Source organism: Pontibacillus sp. ALD_SL1 (assembly GCF_017355605.1).
Genome location: NZ_CP062974.1, coordinates 1,966,228 through 1,982,834 on the forward strand (window position 1 = coordinate 1,966,228; position 16,607 = coordinate 1,982,834).

At 38.6% G+C, this 16,607-nt stretch carries 20 protein-coding genes; 4 read left to right on the forward strand and 16 right to left on the reverse strand.

Going from position 1 to position 16,607, the window contains the following annotated elements; translation table 11 throughout:
• Positions 1-46 precede the first annotated feature (46 nt).
• From IMZ31_RS09870 to IMZ31_RS09885, 4 genes are all read right to left on the reverse strand, one after another.
• Positions 47-361 carry a YbjQ family protein gene (locus IMZ31_RS09870; RefSeq protein WP_207527227.1) on the reverse strand — a complete coding sequence of 105 codons (315 nt, stop codon included), beginning with the start codon at positions 359-361 and terminating at the stop codon, positions 47-49.
• Positions 342-536 (reverse strand): hypothetical protein, encoded by a 195-nt coding sequence (locus IMZ31_RS09875; RefSeq protein WP_207527228.1) that lies wholly within the window; start codon positions 534-536, stop codon positions 342-344. Before IMZ31_RS09875 ends, IMZ31_RS09870 begins: the two co-directional genes overlap by 20 nt.
• Positions 537-728: 192 nt before the next feature.
• On the reverse strand, positions 729-1,052 hold the full coding sequence (locus IMZ31_RS09880; RefSeq protein ID WP_207527229.1) for a YxlC family protein: 324 nt from the start codon (positions 1,050-1,052) through the stop codon (positions 729-731).
• The gene (locus tag IMZ31_RS09885; RefSeq protein WP_207527230.1) at positions 1,045-1,557 is read right to left on the reverse strand and encodes a sigma-70 family RNA polymerase sigma factor; all 513 of its coding nucleotides are present in this window, start codon (positions 1,555-1,557) and stop codon (positions 1,045-1,047) included. Before IMZ31_RS09885 ends, IMZ31_RS09880 begins: the two co-directional genes overlap by 8 nt.
• Positions 1,558-1,718: 161 nt before the next feature.
• Here IMZ31_RS09885 and IMZ31_RS09890 point away from each other — a divergent pair, with 161 nt between their 5' ends.
• Positions 1,719-1,859 (forward strand): hypothetical protein, encoded by a 141-nt coding sequence (locus tag IMZ31_RS09890; protein ID WP_156969049.1) that lies wholly within the window; start codon positions 1,719-1,721, stop codon positions 1,857-1,859.
• A gap of 24 nt (positions 1,860-1,883) precedes the next feature.
• Here the strand turns inward: IMZ31_RS09890 and IMZ31_RS09895 are convergent, their stop codons facing one another.
• Both IMZ31_RS09895 and IMZ31_RS09900 read right to left on the reverse strand, forming a co-directional pair.
• Positions 1,884-2,261 (reverse strand): DUF1798 family protein, encoded by a 378-nt coding sequence (locus tag IMZ31_RS09895; RefSeq protein ID WP_242705537.1) that lies wholly within the window; start codon positions 2,259-2,261, stop codon positions 1,884-1,886.
• Positions 2,262-2,306: 45 nt separating this feature from the next.
• Positions 2,307-2,618: a hypothetical protein gene (locus IMZ31_RS09900; protein ID WP_207527231.1), complete on the reverse strand. Its 312-nt coding sequence runs from the start codon at positions 2,616-2,618 to the stop codon at positions 2,307-2,309.
• A gap of 172 nt (positions 2,619-2,790) precedes the next feature.
• Here IMZ31_RS09900 and IMZ31_RS24645 point away from each other — a divergent pair, with 172 nt between their 5' ends.
• Positions 2,791-2,919, forward strand: coding sequence for a hypothetical protein (locus IMZ31_RS24645; protein ID WP_256438005.1), 129 nt, complete (start codon positions 2,791-2,793; stop codon positions 2,917-2,919).
• A gap of 49 nt (positions 2,920-2,968) precedes the next feature.
• Here IMZ31_RS24645 and IMZ31_RS09905 read toward each other — a convergent pair whose 3' ends face one another.
• Positions 2,969-3,919: a DUF2515 family protein gene (locus IMZ31_RS09905; RefSeq protein ID WP_207527232.1), complete on the reverse strand. Its 951-nt coding sequence runs from the start codon at positions 3,917-3,919 to the stop codon at positions 2,969-2,971.
• Positions 3,920-4,038: 119 nt separating this feature from the next.
• Here IMZ31_RS09905 and recU point away from each other — a divergent pair, with 119 nt between their 5' ends.
• Complete coding sequence (gene recU / locus IMZ31_RS09910) at positions 4,039-4,632, forward strand: Holliday junction resolvase RecU (protein WP_207527233.1); 594 nt, start codon at positions 4,039-4,041, stop codon at positions 4,630-4,632.
• Positions 4,633-4,650: 18 nt separating this feature from the next.
• Positions 4,651-7,284 carry a PBP1A family penicillin-binding protein gene (locus tag IMZ31_RS09915; protein ID WP_207527234.1) on the forward strand — a complete coding sequence of 878 codons (2,634 nt, stop codon included), beginning with the start codon at positions 4,651-4,653 and terminating at the stop codon, positions 7,282-7,284.
• 31 nt (positions 7,285-7,315) lie between these two features.
• Here the strand turns inward: IMZ31_RS09915 and nth are convergent, their stop codons facing one another.
• From nth to panD, 9 genes are all read right to left on the reverse strand, one after another.
• A complete protein-coding gene (gene nth, locus IMZ31_RS09920; protein ID WP_207527235.1) occupies positions 7,316-7,969 on the reverse strand; it encodes an endonuclease III in 654 nt (217 codons plus the stop codon).
• Positions 7,970-7,986: 17 nt separating this feature from the next.
• Entirely contained in the window at positions 7,987-8,679 is a 693-nt protein-coding gene (locus IMZ31_RS09925; RefSeq protein ID WP_207527236.1) for a DnaD domain-containing protein, read from the reverse strand.
• A gap of 146 nt (positions 8,680-8,825) precedes the next feature.
• Entirely contained in the window at positions 8,826-10,118 is a 1,293-nt protein-coding gene (asnS, locus tag IMZ31_RS09930; protein ID WP_207527237.1) for an asparagine--tRNA ligase, read from the reverse strand.
• Between the two features lie 20 nt (positions 10,119-10,138).
• Positions 10,139-11,323, reverse strand: a complete 1,185-nt coding sequence (locus IMZ31_RS09935) for a pyridoxal phosphate-dependent aminotransferase (protein ID WP_207527238.1) — start codon at positions 11,321-11,323, stop codon at positions 10,139-10,141.
• Positions 11,324-11,347: 24 nt separating this feature from the next.
• On the reverse strand, positions 11,348-11,872 hold the full coding sequence (locus tag IMZ31_RS09940) for a cell wall elongation regulator TseB-like domain-containing protein (RefSeq protein WP_207527239.1): 525 nt from the start codon (positions 11,870-11,872) through the stop codon (positions 11,348-11,350).
• Positions 11,835-12,008, reverse strand: coding sequence for a YpmA family protein (locus tag IMZ31_RS09945; RefSeq protein WP_207527240.1), 174 nt, complete (start codon positions 12,006-12,008; stop codon positions 11,835-11,837). The genes IMZ31_RS09940 and IMZ31_RS09945 overlap by 38 nt, the downstream gene beginning before the upstream one ends.
• A gap of 257 nt (positions 12,009-12,265) precedes the next feature.
• Positions 12,266-13,051: a ComEC/Rec2 family competence protein gene (locus tag IMZ31_RS09950; RefSeq protein ID WP_207527241.1), complete on the reverse strand. Its 786-nt coding sequence runs from the start codon at positions 13,049-13,051 to the stop codon at positions 12,266-12,268.
• 58 nt (positions 13,052-13,109) lie between these two features.
• Entirely contained in the window at positions 13,110-15,911 is a 2,802-nt protein-coding gene (gene dinG / locus IMZ31_RS09955) for an ATP-dependent DNA helicase DinG (protein ID WP_207527242.1), read from the reverse strand.
• Positions 15,912-16,210: 299 nt separating this feature from the next.
• The gene (gene panD, locus IMZ31_RS09960; protein ID WP_036779346.1) at positions 16,211-16,594 is read right to left on the reverse strand and encodes an aspartate 1-decarboxylase; all 384 of its coding nucleotides are present in this window, start codon (positions 16,592-16,594) and stop codon (positions 16,211-16,213) included.
• Between the last annotated feature and the right edge of the window lie 13 nt (positions 16,595-16,607).

The following is a 16,607-nucleotide window of genomic DNA, read 5'->3' on the forward strand; positions in this document are numbered from 1 at the left end:
CTCTGGGCTATAATTTTTCTCTATGCTGAACTTCTATTTTCTATGTTTATTCAATGATAACAGCAGTTCCGTAAGCAATGATTTCGGAAGCGGCACTCGTTACACTAGAGGTTTCTAATCGAACAGCTATTATGGCATTGGCTCCTTTTTCCTTAGCATGTTCTGTCATCCGCGCAATGGCTAATTGACGAGCTTCATCCATCATCTTCGTATAATCTCGTATCTCTCCACCAACTATGTTTTTAAGTCCAGCAAGTATATCACGGCCAATATTTTTCGATTGAACTGTACTTCCTCTTACAAACCCCTTCACCTCTTTAATGGTTGAGCCTGTTACAAAGTCAGTAGTCACGATAATCATTTCGTTCTTCCTCCTCTTTTTCTTTTTGACGATCTTTTACTAGCATAAACAGGACAATACCTACAGGTACATAAGAAGAGATATAAAGGATGATTCCTGTCTTAACATCAATTAATAAACGAACAAGTCCTGTTATTTGAAGTATTAAGTTTAACAAGATTAGTCCAGCCCTCATCTTCTTTTCTCCCATAAAATCTTCTTCATCACAAAAAATGCAACAGTGGGCATCGGGACCTGTATTAGACCAATTAAAGCCCAAAACCAGGGAGCTCTCCCCACCTTTTTCGCTTGCACGAACAGAAAAGTACTTTGACTAACTAATAACAATGCTATGAGACACCAAACAAGAATCGGCACCTCGTGAGGTTCAACTTGGGTCATATCGCATCACCTTCACTTTTTCCTTGTAGAAATAAATAGCAAGACTTGTAATAACTCCTAATTGTGACAAGCCGAAAAGAATTGGTGTATAAAAATAAAAAATAGCTAACAATGTCAAAATGATCACCGATATCCCCCATAAAAGCATTAATTCTTTCCAAATATGTTGATGCCTTTGAGCTTGTTCTGTTTGAACCAGATGTAATAGATGATTAAAGTCAGGTTGTTCCACATCTATAGATTCATGAAAATCCATTAAATCATTAGTCACGTTATCCTCAAACGTATTGTTATCATAATGTTTATTCATCACCCTCCATCTCCTTCCTTAAAAGCTTCAGTCCATAATGTACCCTGGATTTAACAGTACCTGCCTTTAAACCAATCATATGTCCAATCTCTTTATACTCATAGCCATACAGATGCTTCAAAAGGATCGGAACACGATATGCATCCTCGAGTGATGAGAGAACTTCCACTGTTTCAGACCAGCTATTTTCTGTATTTAATTCACATCCTGCTGCCCCACCATTTTCTTTCAGATATAGTTCCCATCTTTTATCCTTCCGCTTCATATCCAGGAAAATATTCGTAGCAATTTGAATGATCCATGTTGAAAACTTGGCCTGTATTTCATATTTGTGAATAGAATGTATGACTTTCACCATCGTTTCTTGCGTAACGTCCTTCGCAACGTCTTTGTTTCCGGTAAGCTGAACCGTATATTTAAAGAGAAATTCATAATGATCTTTTAAAACTTGGGCAAGGGCTTGTTGATCACCGTTTTTAATCTGCTTTAGAACTTGTTCGTCCATAACCACTCCCCTTTTATGACCCTTATAGATACAACGAATTAGTATAGCCATTCGTTCATGATTATTTTAATTTTTTATATTTCCTATTAAAAATTCGTTAAGCATAGTTCATCGTTCCCTTAGAAATAATAAATATGAAAGCAGAAAGGAGGCGAATGGTAATGGGAAGAGGCAAAGGATATAAAGTCAAGCGTCAAAATCATGAAAATGAAAAACCCTTAACTGCCAAGCGATTTGCAGAAGTGGGCGAGGACAAACCCTCAGAAATGCACACAAAAAAAGGTGGAGCCATTAAAGAATAGCTTCACCTCATTGCTCGAGAGCACCTATTCATCGGTGCTCTCTTTCTGTAACCCTTCCACTAGTTGGTCTAATACATAATGAATCGAATTGTATAATTCCATAAAACGTTTTTTCGGAACATCGATGTAATAACTGTGAAGAATAACAAGTTCTATATTTTCTTTTGTGTTTTTCAATTGCAACGGGTGGACAGATTCACCTGGATGCTCCTTTAAGTACTGTTCAGCTTGTGTTGCCCATCGTTCATTTAAAGTAAAAAGCGGTGCTGTTTCTACTTTTACACGTTCAAATAAGGCCCGGTCTTTCTTCTCTGCTGGTTTTTCTGATTGTACGAACTGTATTCTTAATGCTTCAAGTTGCTCTTTTATTTGTTGTATATCATCATATAATTGTGAATTCACAGTTGCTCACTCCCATGTCCACTTTAACATGAAAATGAACAATATTCACTTTAAAATTCGGTGCCAAAGGTTTTTAATTTTAGATGATTGAGTGGGTTCGGCTACATGTTGCACGGCGTTCTTTTGTTCCTTTTGAAGCTTCTTAACTTCACTTTGTAGGCGATATAATTCAGATTGCAAGTCTTCAATTTCGTGCCTATGAGCCAATACCATTGTCATAACGACCTCATCTGCTTTTCTTGAAACTTTCTCGTCCACCATTTCAATCCGGTCCATAAGCTCAACCCAGTTTTGTTCAAATTCAAACTTGGAAACACCTTTTTGAAACATTTCAATCTTTTTAGCAGCTACAGCCATTTGGCACCCTCCTCGAGAATTGTTTATATAAGAATTCTCTCTTAGGTCCAATAACCCTTTACACCTGACAAAACTAGAAGAAAAGCTACAAAGAAAGTGAATATCGCCAAAATCCCCCTTGATTCGTATGTTTTCTTTAAACTGTCGCAAACTATTGTCGAGGAGGGATATCATGGGTAAAAAAGGTCGTAATACACAAGCAAAAAAGCCTTTAAAGAACGAGGAGCCAAAACAACGCAACGAGAACTTTAAAGGCGATGGGAATCCTAAACTAGACGGTGAGAATCGTCCAGCTACTTAAAATCTAAATTATAATAAAGAACGAGCATCCATTAGTGGATGCTCGTTCTTTATTGTGGACTTTTTAACTGTTGAAACGCCAACATCGCAAAACGCTTTGCATAAAAGCGATGGCTGACATCCATAGTCGTTTTATAACACTCATCTCGCCACCATTTTTTCTTTACAGAACGCCCTGAAAGGTACCAATCTGGTCGAATATTATCTCTGTGGTAAATGATTGGATACATCACCCTAAGCATAGGAGTCTTCGCAACTGGCAACAGGAAATACTGTTCATACTCTGTTCTTGATCCAATAGGTTCCGTCTGGATAGCAAATTGGTGAAACAAGGGATAAAATTGTGGATGAAAAAGTAATTGATACAGCTTCTTCCCCAATGTGATGCGTTTAGAAATATTCGTAAAATCATGAACGGAAGCACCATAAAGATTCCCAGTAGCCGTTGGAAAAAGAACCGCACTTAAATGAAAAAAGTCTTGAGATAAGTACGGTAGCCTATGAAATACTCGTTTTTTGAAGAAGGGATGTTGAATAACAGGCTTTTCAATAACATTTTGTTCATTGATAATGAGTGCTTTCACAAGACGTACCTTGTCTTTTGTATGCCAAAAGTTTTCCCACTCTTTAATCATAAACTGCGATACATTTAATGTTGATAAATGTCGAAATAATGGTTCCCCTTCTTCAAGCGATCGTTTATAGAGAAGTAATTGAGGGTAAGCATCTGAGAATATGAGCCAATTAGCTCGTTCAAAGGTAGCAAATAATTGCTGCCTTACATCTTGAGACAGTAAATCCTTCATTGGATGCACATTAAGATCGGTCATATTCCATCCAGCATTTCTTGAGACCATGCTAGCAAGAAATGCCCAATGAATTTCCTTGTTTGTCAAATAGAAGTCCTGATAGCATTTAGTTCTTGAAACGTTATCTTTATTACCTTCTTCTGTAGCATGAATGATGTCTTGAATAAAAGAAGGATATTTCGTCTTATTCAAAGAATCACCTCTCTCGTACTTATTCAGAAATGCAATGTTTAAGGGATTTTTCACATTTTAGTTCTCATTTTTTCATCATTTCTGATATGATACTATCATGCACAGGGAGGGCACATTTCATGAATTATCCAAACGGAAAAAAAGGACGTTCCCCATCCCCTGGGAACAAACGTCCTCAGTCGAAACCGGACTTCTCTAATCGTGGCATGACATTAGAAGAAGACATTAATCAAACAAATAAAGCCTATTTAGAATTAAACCGAGCTGTCATCCATAAGAAACCTACCCCCGTACAGATTGTCAACGTAGATTTCCCAAAGCGTAGTGCTGCTGTAATTAAGGAAGCTTACTTTAAACAAGCTTCCACTACAGACTATAACGGAATTTACAAGGGAAGGTATATTGATTTTGAAGCGAAGGAAACTAAAAACAAAACATCTTTTCCTCTTGCTAATGTTCACCAACACCAAATTGACCATATGAAACAAGTATGTGAACATGGGGGAATCTGCTTTTTAATTATTCGATTTTCCACTTTAGAAGAAACGTATTTTCTCGAGGCAGAGAAACTTTTCCCTTACTGGGAACGACAAAAAGATGGGGGAAGAAAATCGATCCCCTATCAAGAGATTGTAACAAAAGGGTATATCATCTCACTTAAGTATCATATACGTGTAGATTATTTACACGTATTGGATGACTTATACTTTTAGAACGGAGGAAGATGGGAAATGGCCGAAAATAGCCAATCTCGAGCTGCTAGAAAGAAGCAGCAGAAGCAAAGCACACAATCTGGGAAGAAATCGGTATTTAAACGAATCTTCACCACGTTATTGATTATAGGTTTAGTAGGAGCTCTCTTAGGCGGTGGTCTTTTTGTCTACTACGTCCAGGGTGCACCTAATTTAGATGAAGCGAAATTATCTGATCCGTATTCAACCAAGATGTATGATGTAAATGGAGATCTGTTTGCTGAACTAGGGACTCAGAAGAGGACAAAGATTACTTATGAAGATGTCCCACAGGTGTTAGAAAATGCAGTCCTTGCAACAGAAGATGTTCGCTTTTTTGATCACTTTGGTATTGATCTTCAGCGTATTGGCGGTGCTATTTATGCCAATATAACAGAAGGGTTTGGAGCTCAAGGAGCGAGCACCATCACCCAACAGGTCGTGAAACGATCCTTCTTAAGTCCGAAAAAGTCAATAGAGCGTAAAGTTCAGGAACAATGGCTCGCACTTAAGCTAGAGCAGAAATATTCGAAAGAGCAGATTTTCTCCATGTACTTGAATAAGATTTATTATGGGAATAACGCGTACGGTGTAGCCAGTGCAGCAAAACTCTACTTCAATAAGGATTTAAATGAATTAACATTACCTGAAGCTGCATTATTAGCCGGACTGCCGCAGCGTCCATCTGCTTACGATCCATATAAGAACCCTGATCTCGCTCAAGAACGTAAAAACGTCGTCCTTGATTTAATGGTTCAGCACGAAAAGATTTCAGAAGCAGAAGCAAAAGAAGCAAAGGCTGTAAAAGTACAATCCATGCTATCTGAAAAAACGGAAACAAACATTCCGTATGATGCCTTTATTGAGCAGGTTTTAAAAGAAATCCAAGGTAAAGTTGATGACGTGAATGTGTATGAAGATGGATTAAAAGTGTATACAACACTAGATCCAAAAGCACAACAAAAAGCAGAACAGCTTTTAGATGAACAAGGTGGAATCTCCTTCCCTGATAAAGATCTGCAAACAGCAGCTGCTGTTGTAGATACAAAAACAGGAGCGATTAGAGCTATTGCAGGAGGGCGAAATACAGAAGGTATTAATGCTACGTTTAACTATGCTATTGATGGGGGTTCACAGCCAGGGTCTACATTTAAACCAATTCTCGATTACGGACCTGCAATTGAGTACCTGAAGTGGTCGACTCACCATCAGCTTGTCGATGAAGAATACTACTATGAAACTGAACCTGATAGACAAGTTAGGACCCCTTATACTTCAGGATATAAGGGCCAGGTTTCAATGAGGTACGCTCTAGAGAAATCTTTAAACGTGCCGGCCGTCAAAACGCTTAATGAAGTAGGATTTGATAAAGCTCAATCCTTTGCTGAAGGATTAGGCATTGAATTTACACAAAAAGCCTTTTATGAAACCAATGCCATCGGTGGCGGCGAAGAAGTAACTCCACTTGAGTTAGCCGAGGCATATAGTTCATTTGGTAACGAAGGTGTTCATAATGAATCGTATTCCGTTAAGCGGATCGAGTTTCAAGACGGTAGCGAACCGATTGAATTTGAAACTAAATCGAACGTAGCTATGAATGACTCAACTGCTTATATGGTTTCAGATATGCTAAAAGACGTCGTAACATCTGGTACAGGAACAGCAGCTAACATTCCTGGTCTTCCAGTTGCCGGTAAGACTGGTACTACTAACGATGACACAAACTCTTGGTTTGCAGGCTATACAACTAATTATACTATTGCTGTCTGGACTGGGTATGGTTCAGAAGAGAAGACAGTACCTGATACAAAGATCCCTCAGAGGTATTTTAATCAACTCATGAGCCATATATCACAAGGAGTCGAAACAGCTGACTTCAAAAAGCCTTCTTCTGTTGTCGAATCGAAAGTAGAAGCTGGTACAAGTCCTGCTAAACTCCCAAGTGAGTATACACCGAGCAACCTAATCCGATACGAGCTATTTGTAAAAGGGACAGAACCTACAAATAGGTCACAAGCCTATGATCAGTTAAACCCTGTTGAGGGCTTGCAGGCTAACTATGACCAAGGAAAGCAAAGCATCACCCTTTCCTGGAAATATAAACAAGATGAAAAGCGTCCCGCAACGTTTACCGTAAAAGGTGCAACTAGAGGACAATCGCCTCAAACGATTACAGAAGGCATTAAGGAAACCAAAATACAAATTCCTAATGTTCAGCCTGGAGAGGCTTACTCCTTTGAAGTCTTTGCTGTTAGTGAACGAAATGGTGCTAATACAAGTTCACCAAAAACTGTTCAGATTGAAGTTCCTAAAAAAGAGGATGAAAATGTAGATGATCTGTTAGACGGTGAAGAAGAAAATGAAGAAAAGAATCAAAACGAAAATGACCAAAACGAGAACAATAATGGCAACAATAATGGCAATGGCAACAACCAAGGCAATAACGGCAACAATCAGGACAATAATGATGCAGGTAATGATAACAACAACCAAGATAACGATTCTAATCAAGAACAAGAAGAAGAAGAAGAAGACAATACAGATAACCAACCAGACTCCGAAGACCAGTCTTCAGGCGATACAAATGAAGAAGAAAATGAAGAAGAAAACGATTCAGAAGAAAATAATAATTAAAAAAAGATCGATCCTTCTAGGATCGATCTTTTTACTTACTTACTTTTTTCATTCTCTTTTGCCCTTCTCTACATAGATCTAATAAGGGGCACACCTCACATTGTGGGTTTTGAGCTCTACAGTGATACCTTCCAAAGAAAATCATTCTGTGATGAGTAGCACTCCACTCGTCTTTTGGAACTTTACGCATAAGTGTCTTCTCTACTTCAAGTACAGAATCTTTCCATCTGCATATCCCTAACCTTTTAGACACGCGTTCGACATGTGTATCAACCGCAATGGCTGGTTCTCCAAAAGCCACAGCACTTACTACATTTGCTGTTTTACGCCCTACACCAGCTAATTTCTCTAGCTCTTCTTTGGATGATGGTACTTCCCCGTCATATTCATCAATCAGCATTTGACTTAACTTCCTGATATTTTTAGACTTGTTTCGATACAAGCCAATTGAACGGATGTCTTGTTGAAGTTCTTCTAGTGGAACGTTCACGTAATCTTCTGGTGTCTTGTACTTCTTAAATAAATCCTTTGTCACTTTGTTGACCAAAGCATCTGTGCATTGAGCTGACAGAACTACAGCAACAAGAAGCTCAAAAGGGTTCTCATGTTCTAGTTCACAATCCGCATCTGGAAACATCTTCTCTAATGAATCTAAAACAATCTTGATTTGGGAACGATTCAGCATCTCCTCTCCCCTTTCTCCTATGCGTCATCATCAAGCCAATTATAATAAATGGAAACATCCCGCTGAGAACTTTGTTCCTCAGAAGTTTGATTTGACTTCCCTTGTTGACTTCTAAATGATTTACTGGCCTCTCTGGCATCTTGTACAGAACGAATCCCTTTCTTCTTCCATTCGCGTAAAATGCGATCAATATACTTAAAGTTCAATTTCCCCATTAGCACCGCTTCCCTTAAAGCTGCTTTAATGAGTGCGGGCTCTTGATGATCTTCATCAATCCATATATTAATCGTTTCAATTTCAAATGGAGACAAGGCTCTCCCGAATTCTTGCTCAAACAAAACAAACATATTAGGCTGCTCCGGATCGTCTTGTTTCGTACGATATTCATCTTCTTGTTCTTCAAGAAGTGCTTCCCACAGGCCATTTAACGAATAAACCTCATTTAGCACTTGTTCGTTTGTATTTTGTTCAATTGAAAGATAGCTCTTTTGAATTAACTTTCTAAGAACTTGGGAACATTCATATTCATTTATAGAAAGAAATTCAGACAGTTCTGAAGGTGTAGGAAAATCATTTCCTTCTGTTTGAAAGCGATGGATGTGTAAAAGCACCATGACATCACTCTCCGTTAATCCTAAATGCCTGTAATTGGTTAATAATCTTTTTGGTAATGCTAACTGTTCTTTCATTAACGTTGCGATTCCGTTCATATTGTCCTGCTCACCTCTACCTTTGATTACACCGAAGTTATCCATCCACTGATTGTAACATGATTAACGATTAAAACCGACAGCCAATGAATGAAAAAGCTCCCAAACTTTGGGAGCTTTTACTACAATAAACATCGCTTATTGTCTTATGGGTATAGACGGTTTAATAAACGAGGGAACGGAATGGTCTCGCGAACGTGTTCAATGCCTGTGATCCAAGCAACTGTTCGCTCAAGTCCAAGACCGAAACCAGAGTGAGGAACACTACCGTATTTACGTAGTTCTAAATACCACTGATAGGCGTCACTAGTTAGCCCATGCTCCTCATAACGTTGTTCCATAAGCTCTAAGTCATCAATACGCTGACTTCCACCAATAATTTCACCATAACCCTCTGGTGCGATTAAATCAGCACACAGTGCCACATCTGAACGCTCCGGGTCAGGCTTCATGTAAAAGGCTTTAATGTCTAATGGATAATGCGTTATGAATACGGGCTTATCATAACTTTCAGCAATGGCCGTTTCATGTGGAGCTCCAAAGTCCTCGCCCCATTCGATATCGTCAAAGCCTTTTTCCTTTAATAATTTAATTGCATCATCATAAGTAATGCGAGGGAATGGGGCTTGAATTTTTTCAAGCTTCTCAGTATCCCTCTCTAATGCATGTAACTCTAATTTACAATTTTCAAGAACAGATTGTACGACATGAGAAACATATTGCTCCTGAACCTCTAAGCTATCATTATGGTCCATAAATGCCATCTCAGGCTCAATCATCCAAAACTCGATTAAGTGGCGGCGAGTCTTAGATTTCTCAGCACGGAATGTAGGTCCAAATGAGAATACTTTGCCAAATGCCATTGCAGCAGCTTCCATGTATAGCTGACCACTTTGAGAAAGGTAAGCATCCTCTTCAAAATATTTTGTGTGGAACAACTCAGTTGTACCTTCTGCTGATGACCCAGTTAAGATTGGTGGGTCGATTTTAGTATAACCATTATTGTTAAAGAATTCGTAAGTTGCACGAATGATTTCATTACGTACTTTCATAATGGCATGCTGTTTTTTTGAACGTAACCATAAATGACGATGATCAAGAAGAAATTCAGGCCCATGATTTTTTGGTGTGATTGGGTAATCAACAGCCTCATGAATGATTTCTAAAGAGCTAACTTGCATCTCGTATCCAAAAGGAGATCTTGTATCTTCCACGATTTTTCCTGTTACGTACAACGAGGACTCTTGCGATACACTTTTCGCAAGATTGAATGCTTCTTCCTCTACATCTGCTTTCACAACTACTCCTTGGATAAATCCAGTTCCGTCACGTAATTGTAGGAAAGCAATCTTACCACTTGAGCGCTTATTTGCTAACCATGCGCCAATTGTTACTTCCTCATTAACATGTTTATGTGCTTGAGAAATCGTTGTTTTCACTTTCTTTCCCTCCAAAAATCTTATGATTGATGCTTCTCAACAAAACGATGAATTCGTTTTGCTGCTTCTTCTAATTGGTCAAGAGATGTAGCATACGATAACCGTACGTTTTGGTCGGCACCAAAACCTGAGCCCGGAACGAGTGCTACTTTCTCTTCTTCTAAAATCCCTTTTACCCAATCATCAACAGAATTAAAGCCTGTGATTTGTACCGCTTCTGATACATTTGGGAATAAATAGAATGCGCCTTGAGGCTTCACACACGTAATACCAGGAATTGCTGTTATCCATTCATACAGTTTCTCTAGACGCTGACTAAATGCTTCCTTCATTGACATCACTTCTTCCTGAGAAGATGTGTAAGCAGCTAAAGCAGCATATTGAGCTACTGTTGTTGGGTTTGACGTAGAATGTGAAGCAAGATTTGTCATCGCTTTGATTACTTTCTTACTACCAGCAGCATATCCAATTCTCCATCCTGTCATAGCATGTGATTTAGAAACACCATTAATGATAACGGTCCGTTCTTTTAATTCTTCAGATAACTGTGCAATGGAAGTATGTGAAACACCACCGTATATAAGCGTTTCATAAATTTCATCTGAAACAATCATGATATCCTTTCGGTTACACACTTCACCGAGCGCAGTTAGCTCTTCTTTAGAGTAGACCATACCTGTAGGATTAGATGGTGAATTGATAATGACAGCCTTCGTGCGATCTGTAATAGACTGCTCTAATTGTTCAGGAGTCAATTTAAAATGGTTATCTTCCTGAGCTGAAACGATAACTGGTTTCCCTCCAGCTAGCTTGATTTGTTCTGGATAGCTAACCCAATATGGAGCAGGAACAATTACTTCGTCACCATCGTTCAGTAATACTTGAAACAATGTGTATAGAGCATGTTTAGCCCCCGTAGTAACGATTACTTGGTCGGGATCATATGTAAGGGCCTGATCATTTTCAAACTTTTCAACAATGGCCTGCTTGAGTTCTTTAATACCTCCAGATGGAGTATATTTCGTATGCCCTTTAGCCATTGCATTCTTAGCAGCATCTAATATGTGTTCGGGGGTATTAAAGTCAGGCTCCCCTGCCCCTAAGCCAATGACATCGTGGCCTTGAGATTTGAGTTCATTTGCCTTCGCTGTAATAGCAAGTGTGCTTGAAGGTGTTAAAGTTTGAACGCGTTTTGCTAATTCCATTCCATATGCCCTCCTCTTATACGTCTATTGTTGTAAACGAAAAACCTCAAATCGCTTTCCGTTTTCCATTTTATAATAGTCAAATACATAACGGTTGTTTTCATCTCTATAGGTGATTTCCCACAATGGCACACCTTGATGTATTGCCGGGGTAATCTCAATGAAGGAGCAATCTGCACATTGATCTTCCCAAATACGATGCATCTCTTCCTGCACAACCATATCTGTATTCTCAACATATGTTACAGATCCTTCTTTCTCATCTGTAACGGGAATAAAGGCAAATCCTTTTACTCCATTGTCGTCCACGCCTGCTACTATATCATATTGATGCATTCCATGGTAGCGAGAAACTGAATTTACGGTATTTAACGGAGTTTCTTTTTGAGCTATTTGTTTCGATGTTGCGTAAGTCTCTGTTTTATCATTTTGAACTGTATAATAAAGATAACCAAGGTATCCGGTCAGCAAAACAACAGCAATGATAACGGTTAATAGAACTTTCCCCGACTTATGTTCTGTAGATGGTAAATACGGCCGTATTCTCATCATTCTCATCCAATGCTAATCCAAACATTAAATTTTGATCTTTCAACGTACGATTTAAAGAATCCACGATCTTGTATAGGTCATTGGATTTTTCAACCCGAGTTGTAGACATCACTTCAACCTTTTGTTCTTCCATAATAACCCTCCGTCTGTCTTGTAGATATTTGCATGTGCTTATCAAAATCTGGATCACATAAAACCCGCTTGCTGTGCACATCATAAAAGTACACCAATGGAAAGCACCTTTTTATTATAACAATGATCCATTGACAATTTGATGATAAGCTACACATTTTTCAAAAATTTCTTCCTAACCCATTCTTGCTGCACGAAGTCATATCGTGCAGTTTTTTTTTATAGAAAGGGAAAAAGCCCACAAAAAGTGAGCATTTTTTAAGATAACACTTCATAATCTTCTAAGTTACAAAGTATTGTAGTCGTTCCTGTCTTTTTCAGCTGATATACTTCAATCCAAGATTCATGTAAACGTTCCAAAAGGCCCTCATTAGGACGAGATCCCTGCAATGGAAATACCATTGCGACATGAGGATCAACTTCTTCTAAAAAATGAAGAGTAGGCGACTGTGTCCTTGCATAATCCGCAATCTTAATAACTTCAGCTTTCAATGGATAACTGTCAGCTATTTTTTGTTCCAATTCTAAATCCCCACTAGCTAAATACATAAGCGATGTCTTCCCATACATAAAGAATAAACTCATGTCACTTTCCCCCATTGAAGGTAAGACTCGAACAGATAAGCCTGGATTCAATTCATGAAGTTCTCCTTCTTTCCAAATAACTTCTTTGGCGTGGTTGTTTGATTTAGAACAAATTTCTTTTAAGTCAGCCCCGTGAATAACAGACTCCACATGATACCTTTCTACAATTCTTGAAGTATTTCCACAAGTTGATTGCTCTTGATTAGTGAGGATAATCGAATCTAATTGATCTATCCCTATATTTGTAAGCTGTTCTAACAGATCATCTTCGCTTTCTTTAGACGCTGTATTCACAAGGAAATCTTTTCCTCTTCCGGTTTGGATGAGCATGGCTTCTCCGTCTGGAAGAGAGAAGAAAACAAATATCGCTTCATTTTTATCCAATAACATTCGCTCTGCATCTACCTGGTGACTTTGAAAAGAGATCACAATGAGAAACATTATAAGCAATATCCTCATACCATTCACACCCTTAATTAAACGATACCTTTAGGATGTGCGATTTCTCATCACTCTATTATAGCCAGTCTTTAGCTTGCTTGATTAATTTTGTCGTGCTTTCAAAATGAACAGGAAGTTTAGGGATTGAATCCAAGAAATACTTCCCATATTTAGCTTTCATAATCCTATCGTCACAGACGAATACAATGCCTCGGTCAGAACTAGAACGTATTAAACGGCCAAACCCTTGTTTGAACCTGAGCACTGCGTTTGGCAGTGAAAGCTCCATAAATGCATTTTTACCTGATTCCTTTATGCTTTGAGACTTTGCCTCATAAACCGGATGATTAGGAGGCTGAAATGGAAGACGAACAATAACAAGAGAAGTAAGGTCTTCTCCTGGTATATCCACACCTTCCCAAAAAGAACTCGTTCCAAAAAGTATGGCCTTATCAAATGCTTGGAAGTTCTTCTTAAGACGTGTTCGACTACCACTTGATATACCTTGAGCAATTAGCATAAATTCTTCTTGATCCATAAAATCCTTCATGACATAATACGTTTTCTTTAGCATGTCGTAGGATGTGAACAACACAAGCATCCGTCCCTCTGTAACATTTGCTAAAGAATATATGGCTTCACATGTAGCATGAATAAAATCTTCCTGTTCTCCAAACTTTACACTAGGAAAATCATTTGGTATTAACAGCTGAACTTGTTGGTCATAATGAAATGGGGACGGGATTTTATATTGAATCGTGTCTTCTTGTGGTAATCCTAAGCGCTTTAACATGAAAGAAAAAGAATCCTTCATGGTTAGAGTAGCACTTGTGAGTATGACACTTTCCTTTTTATCAAAGAAATGCTCAGAAAGCATAGATGCCACTTCAATCGGCTCGCTGTATAGGAATACCGCATTCTTTGCCCCGTAAGCCTCTAATTCAATCCACTTCACAAGGTTTGTTTGATCTTCAATCAATAGCTCTTGAAGGCCATTGATAATTGTTTCTAAACGCTCCATGTACATAGTAATATCTTCTGTCCATCTTGTAGCTTCATTGCTTGTTTCAGCCATGGTAATATACTGTTTACATTGATGAAGGAACTGAATTGCATCACGCATATAGAACGAGACACGATGAGTCATTTCTTCAATAGTATTCCAAGCTGTAGCATCCTCTTGATCCTTTTGATAACGATATTGAAAACGCCCAACATCATTTAAAGTAATCTCAGCATTATGCTTTTTGATAACATATGAGAAAATAAATCGAAACAAATCATCTGCTTCTTCCCTTATACTCTGCATGTATTGGTCCCATTTACGTATATCTAAACGCGAGGATAGCTCAGGATAAGCTGATAAAACGTTATGCATCCAATCACCGTTTTGACTACCGCCCATTTCATTCACTAAATACTGAATGGTTACGTAATCAAGTCTTAGCCCAAAATGTTTAGCAGCTGAAGATTCTAAGTGATGAGCTTCATCAACAACAATTTTCTTATAGGAAGCTATTAGGCCACTCTGGCGAATGATATCTGTACATAGCAAGGAATGATTCGTTATGATAATATCTGCTTTCTGGGCACGTTTCTTAGCCTGTTGATAGAAGGACATTCGATACCAAAGCGACTTTGGATCTGCATAACCTTCAGCCTCAGCCGATACTTTTCTCCAGAAAATTTGACCACTTGAGGGCAACTGAATTTCATCTCGATCACCTGTAGTCGTTTCAGTTAACCACACCAAAATCATTGCTTTTGTTAAAGCGACATCGTAATTGTCATTGGTAGGTGAAAAGAGTTCATGTTCGAACTTTTTCAAACTTAGATAATGTTGCTTCCCTTTCAATAATGCAGAGGAGAAAGAAAACGGTAATGCTCTTTGTAAAAAAGGGAGTTCTTTTTCTACAAGTTGTGATTGCAATTGAGTGGTATGGGTGCTCACTACCACTCTTTCCCCAGTATCAATTGCTTCATATAGCGCAGGTATGAGATAACCAAGTGATTTCCCGGTTCCGGTTTCAGCTTCAATCATTGCATGAGTTTGTGACTGAAAAGCGTCATAAATCGTTGTAGCCATTTCCCTTTGGCCTTTCCGGTCCTCATACTTCTTCATATGTTTGTGAAGGTAGCCACCATGTTTAAATGTTTCCTCTAAAAAAGGAGCAAAACTTTCCTGAGATGCATGGAAAACCTCATCAAAATCATCTTGTTTACGAACTGCAATGCCTCTGAATAAATCCATTTCTGTATGATCTAGACTGAAGGCTTTTTCATTGACGATTCCTTGTAGTAGTTCACTTACTTCACTTTTCAGTTTTGCTTCAAGCTGAAGTAAATGTGATAACGTTTCGTAGGGAAGACCTTTGGCTTTATGTAATAATTTCAAGAGGATCTCCCCAGTCACATAGGCGTCCGCAAGCGCACGATGGGGATCTTTGTGCGAGACATTAAAATACTCCGCAAGTTGTCCTAATTTGTATCCTGGAGCTTGAGGCATAAGAATACGTGCTAATTCTACAGTATCAATAACAGGCATGGAGAGCTTATTACCTGTGACTTCTCTAATTGCATGATCCAAGAAACCAAGATCAAATTCTACATGGTGTGCTACGAAATAGGCCCCATCTAAGCGAGATACGACGTCTTCCACAATCTCATCAAATAACGGAGCACCTTGAACATCTTTATCTTGAATGCCTGTTAATTGACTGATAAAGGTCGGAATGGGTTGCTCAGGGTGGACGAACGACTTATATTGATCCGTTATGACGCCATCTACAATCGTGACCATACCAATCTCTATAATTTTGTCACCTTTTTTAGGGCTATGACCCGTTGTTTCCAAATCAACAACTACAAACTTCGCCATTTGTTCACCTTCTTTGCTGCATGCTTAATACGATCTATATTTTAAGAAAAAGCTTTGCTAGCATTCCTGTATGTACTTCTTATTTACTAAAAATCACTTACTATTGAAAGAAGAATTTAGATCGCCAGTATAGTAAAAAGGCTTCCTCTTTTCATGGCTAAAGGAACGTAACAAAGCAAAAAAGAAAGAGGCTGTACCACTCAAATGAAGATGCCCCCAATACATTCCCAACATAATCTAAAAAAGTCATGAATGGGCTACTTGTATAGGGGGAGCAATCCTCTTGAAAGGGACACCCTCTACATGATCGTTAATGGTGTTTCTTGTTCGATCATTTCTTCGATTTGGTTCTGTTCATTCATAATGGCTACTTTAGGTTGGAAGGTTTCTAACTCTTCTTCACTTAAAAGTCCATAAGAAACAATTATTACAATATCACCAGGTTGCACAAGTCGAGCAGCAGCTCCATTCAAACAGATCACTCCACTGTGCCTCTCACCTGGTATTACATATGTTTCTAAACGAGCTCCATTATTATTATTTACAATTTGCACTTGCTCATGAGGCAATATACCAACTTTCTCTAAAATGTGTTGGTCTATCGTAATGCTGCCTACATAATTCAAATTTGCCTCTGTCACACGGGCCCGATGAATTTTCGATTTCATCATGGTGCGTAGCATCTCTTCTCCCCCT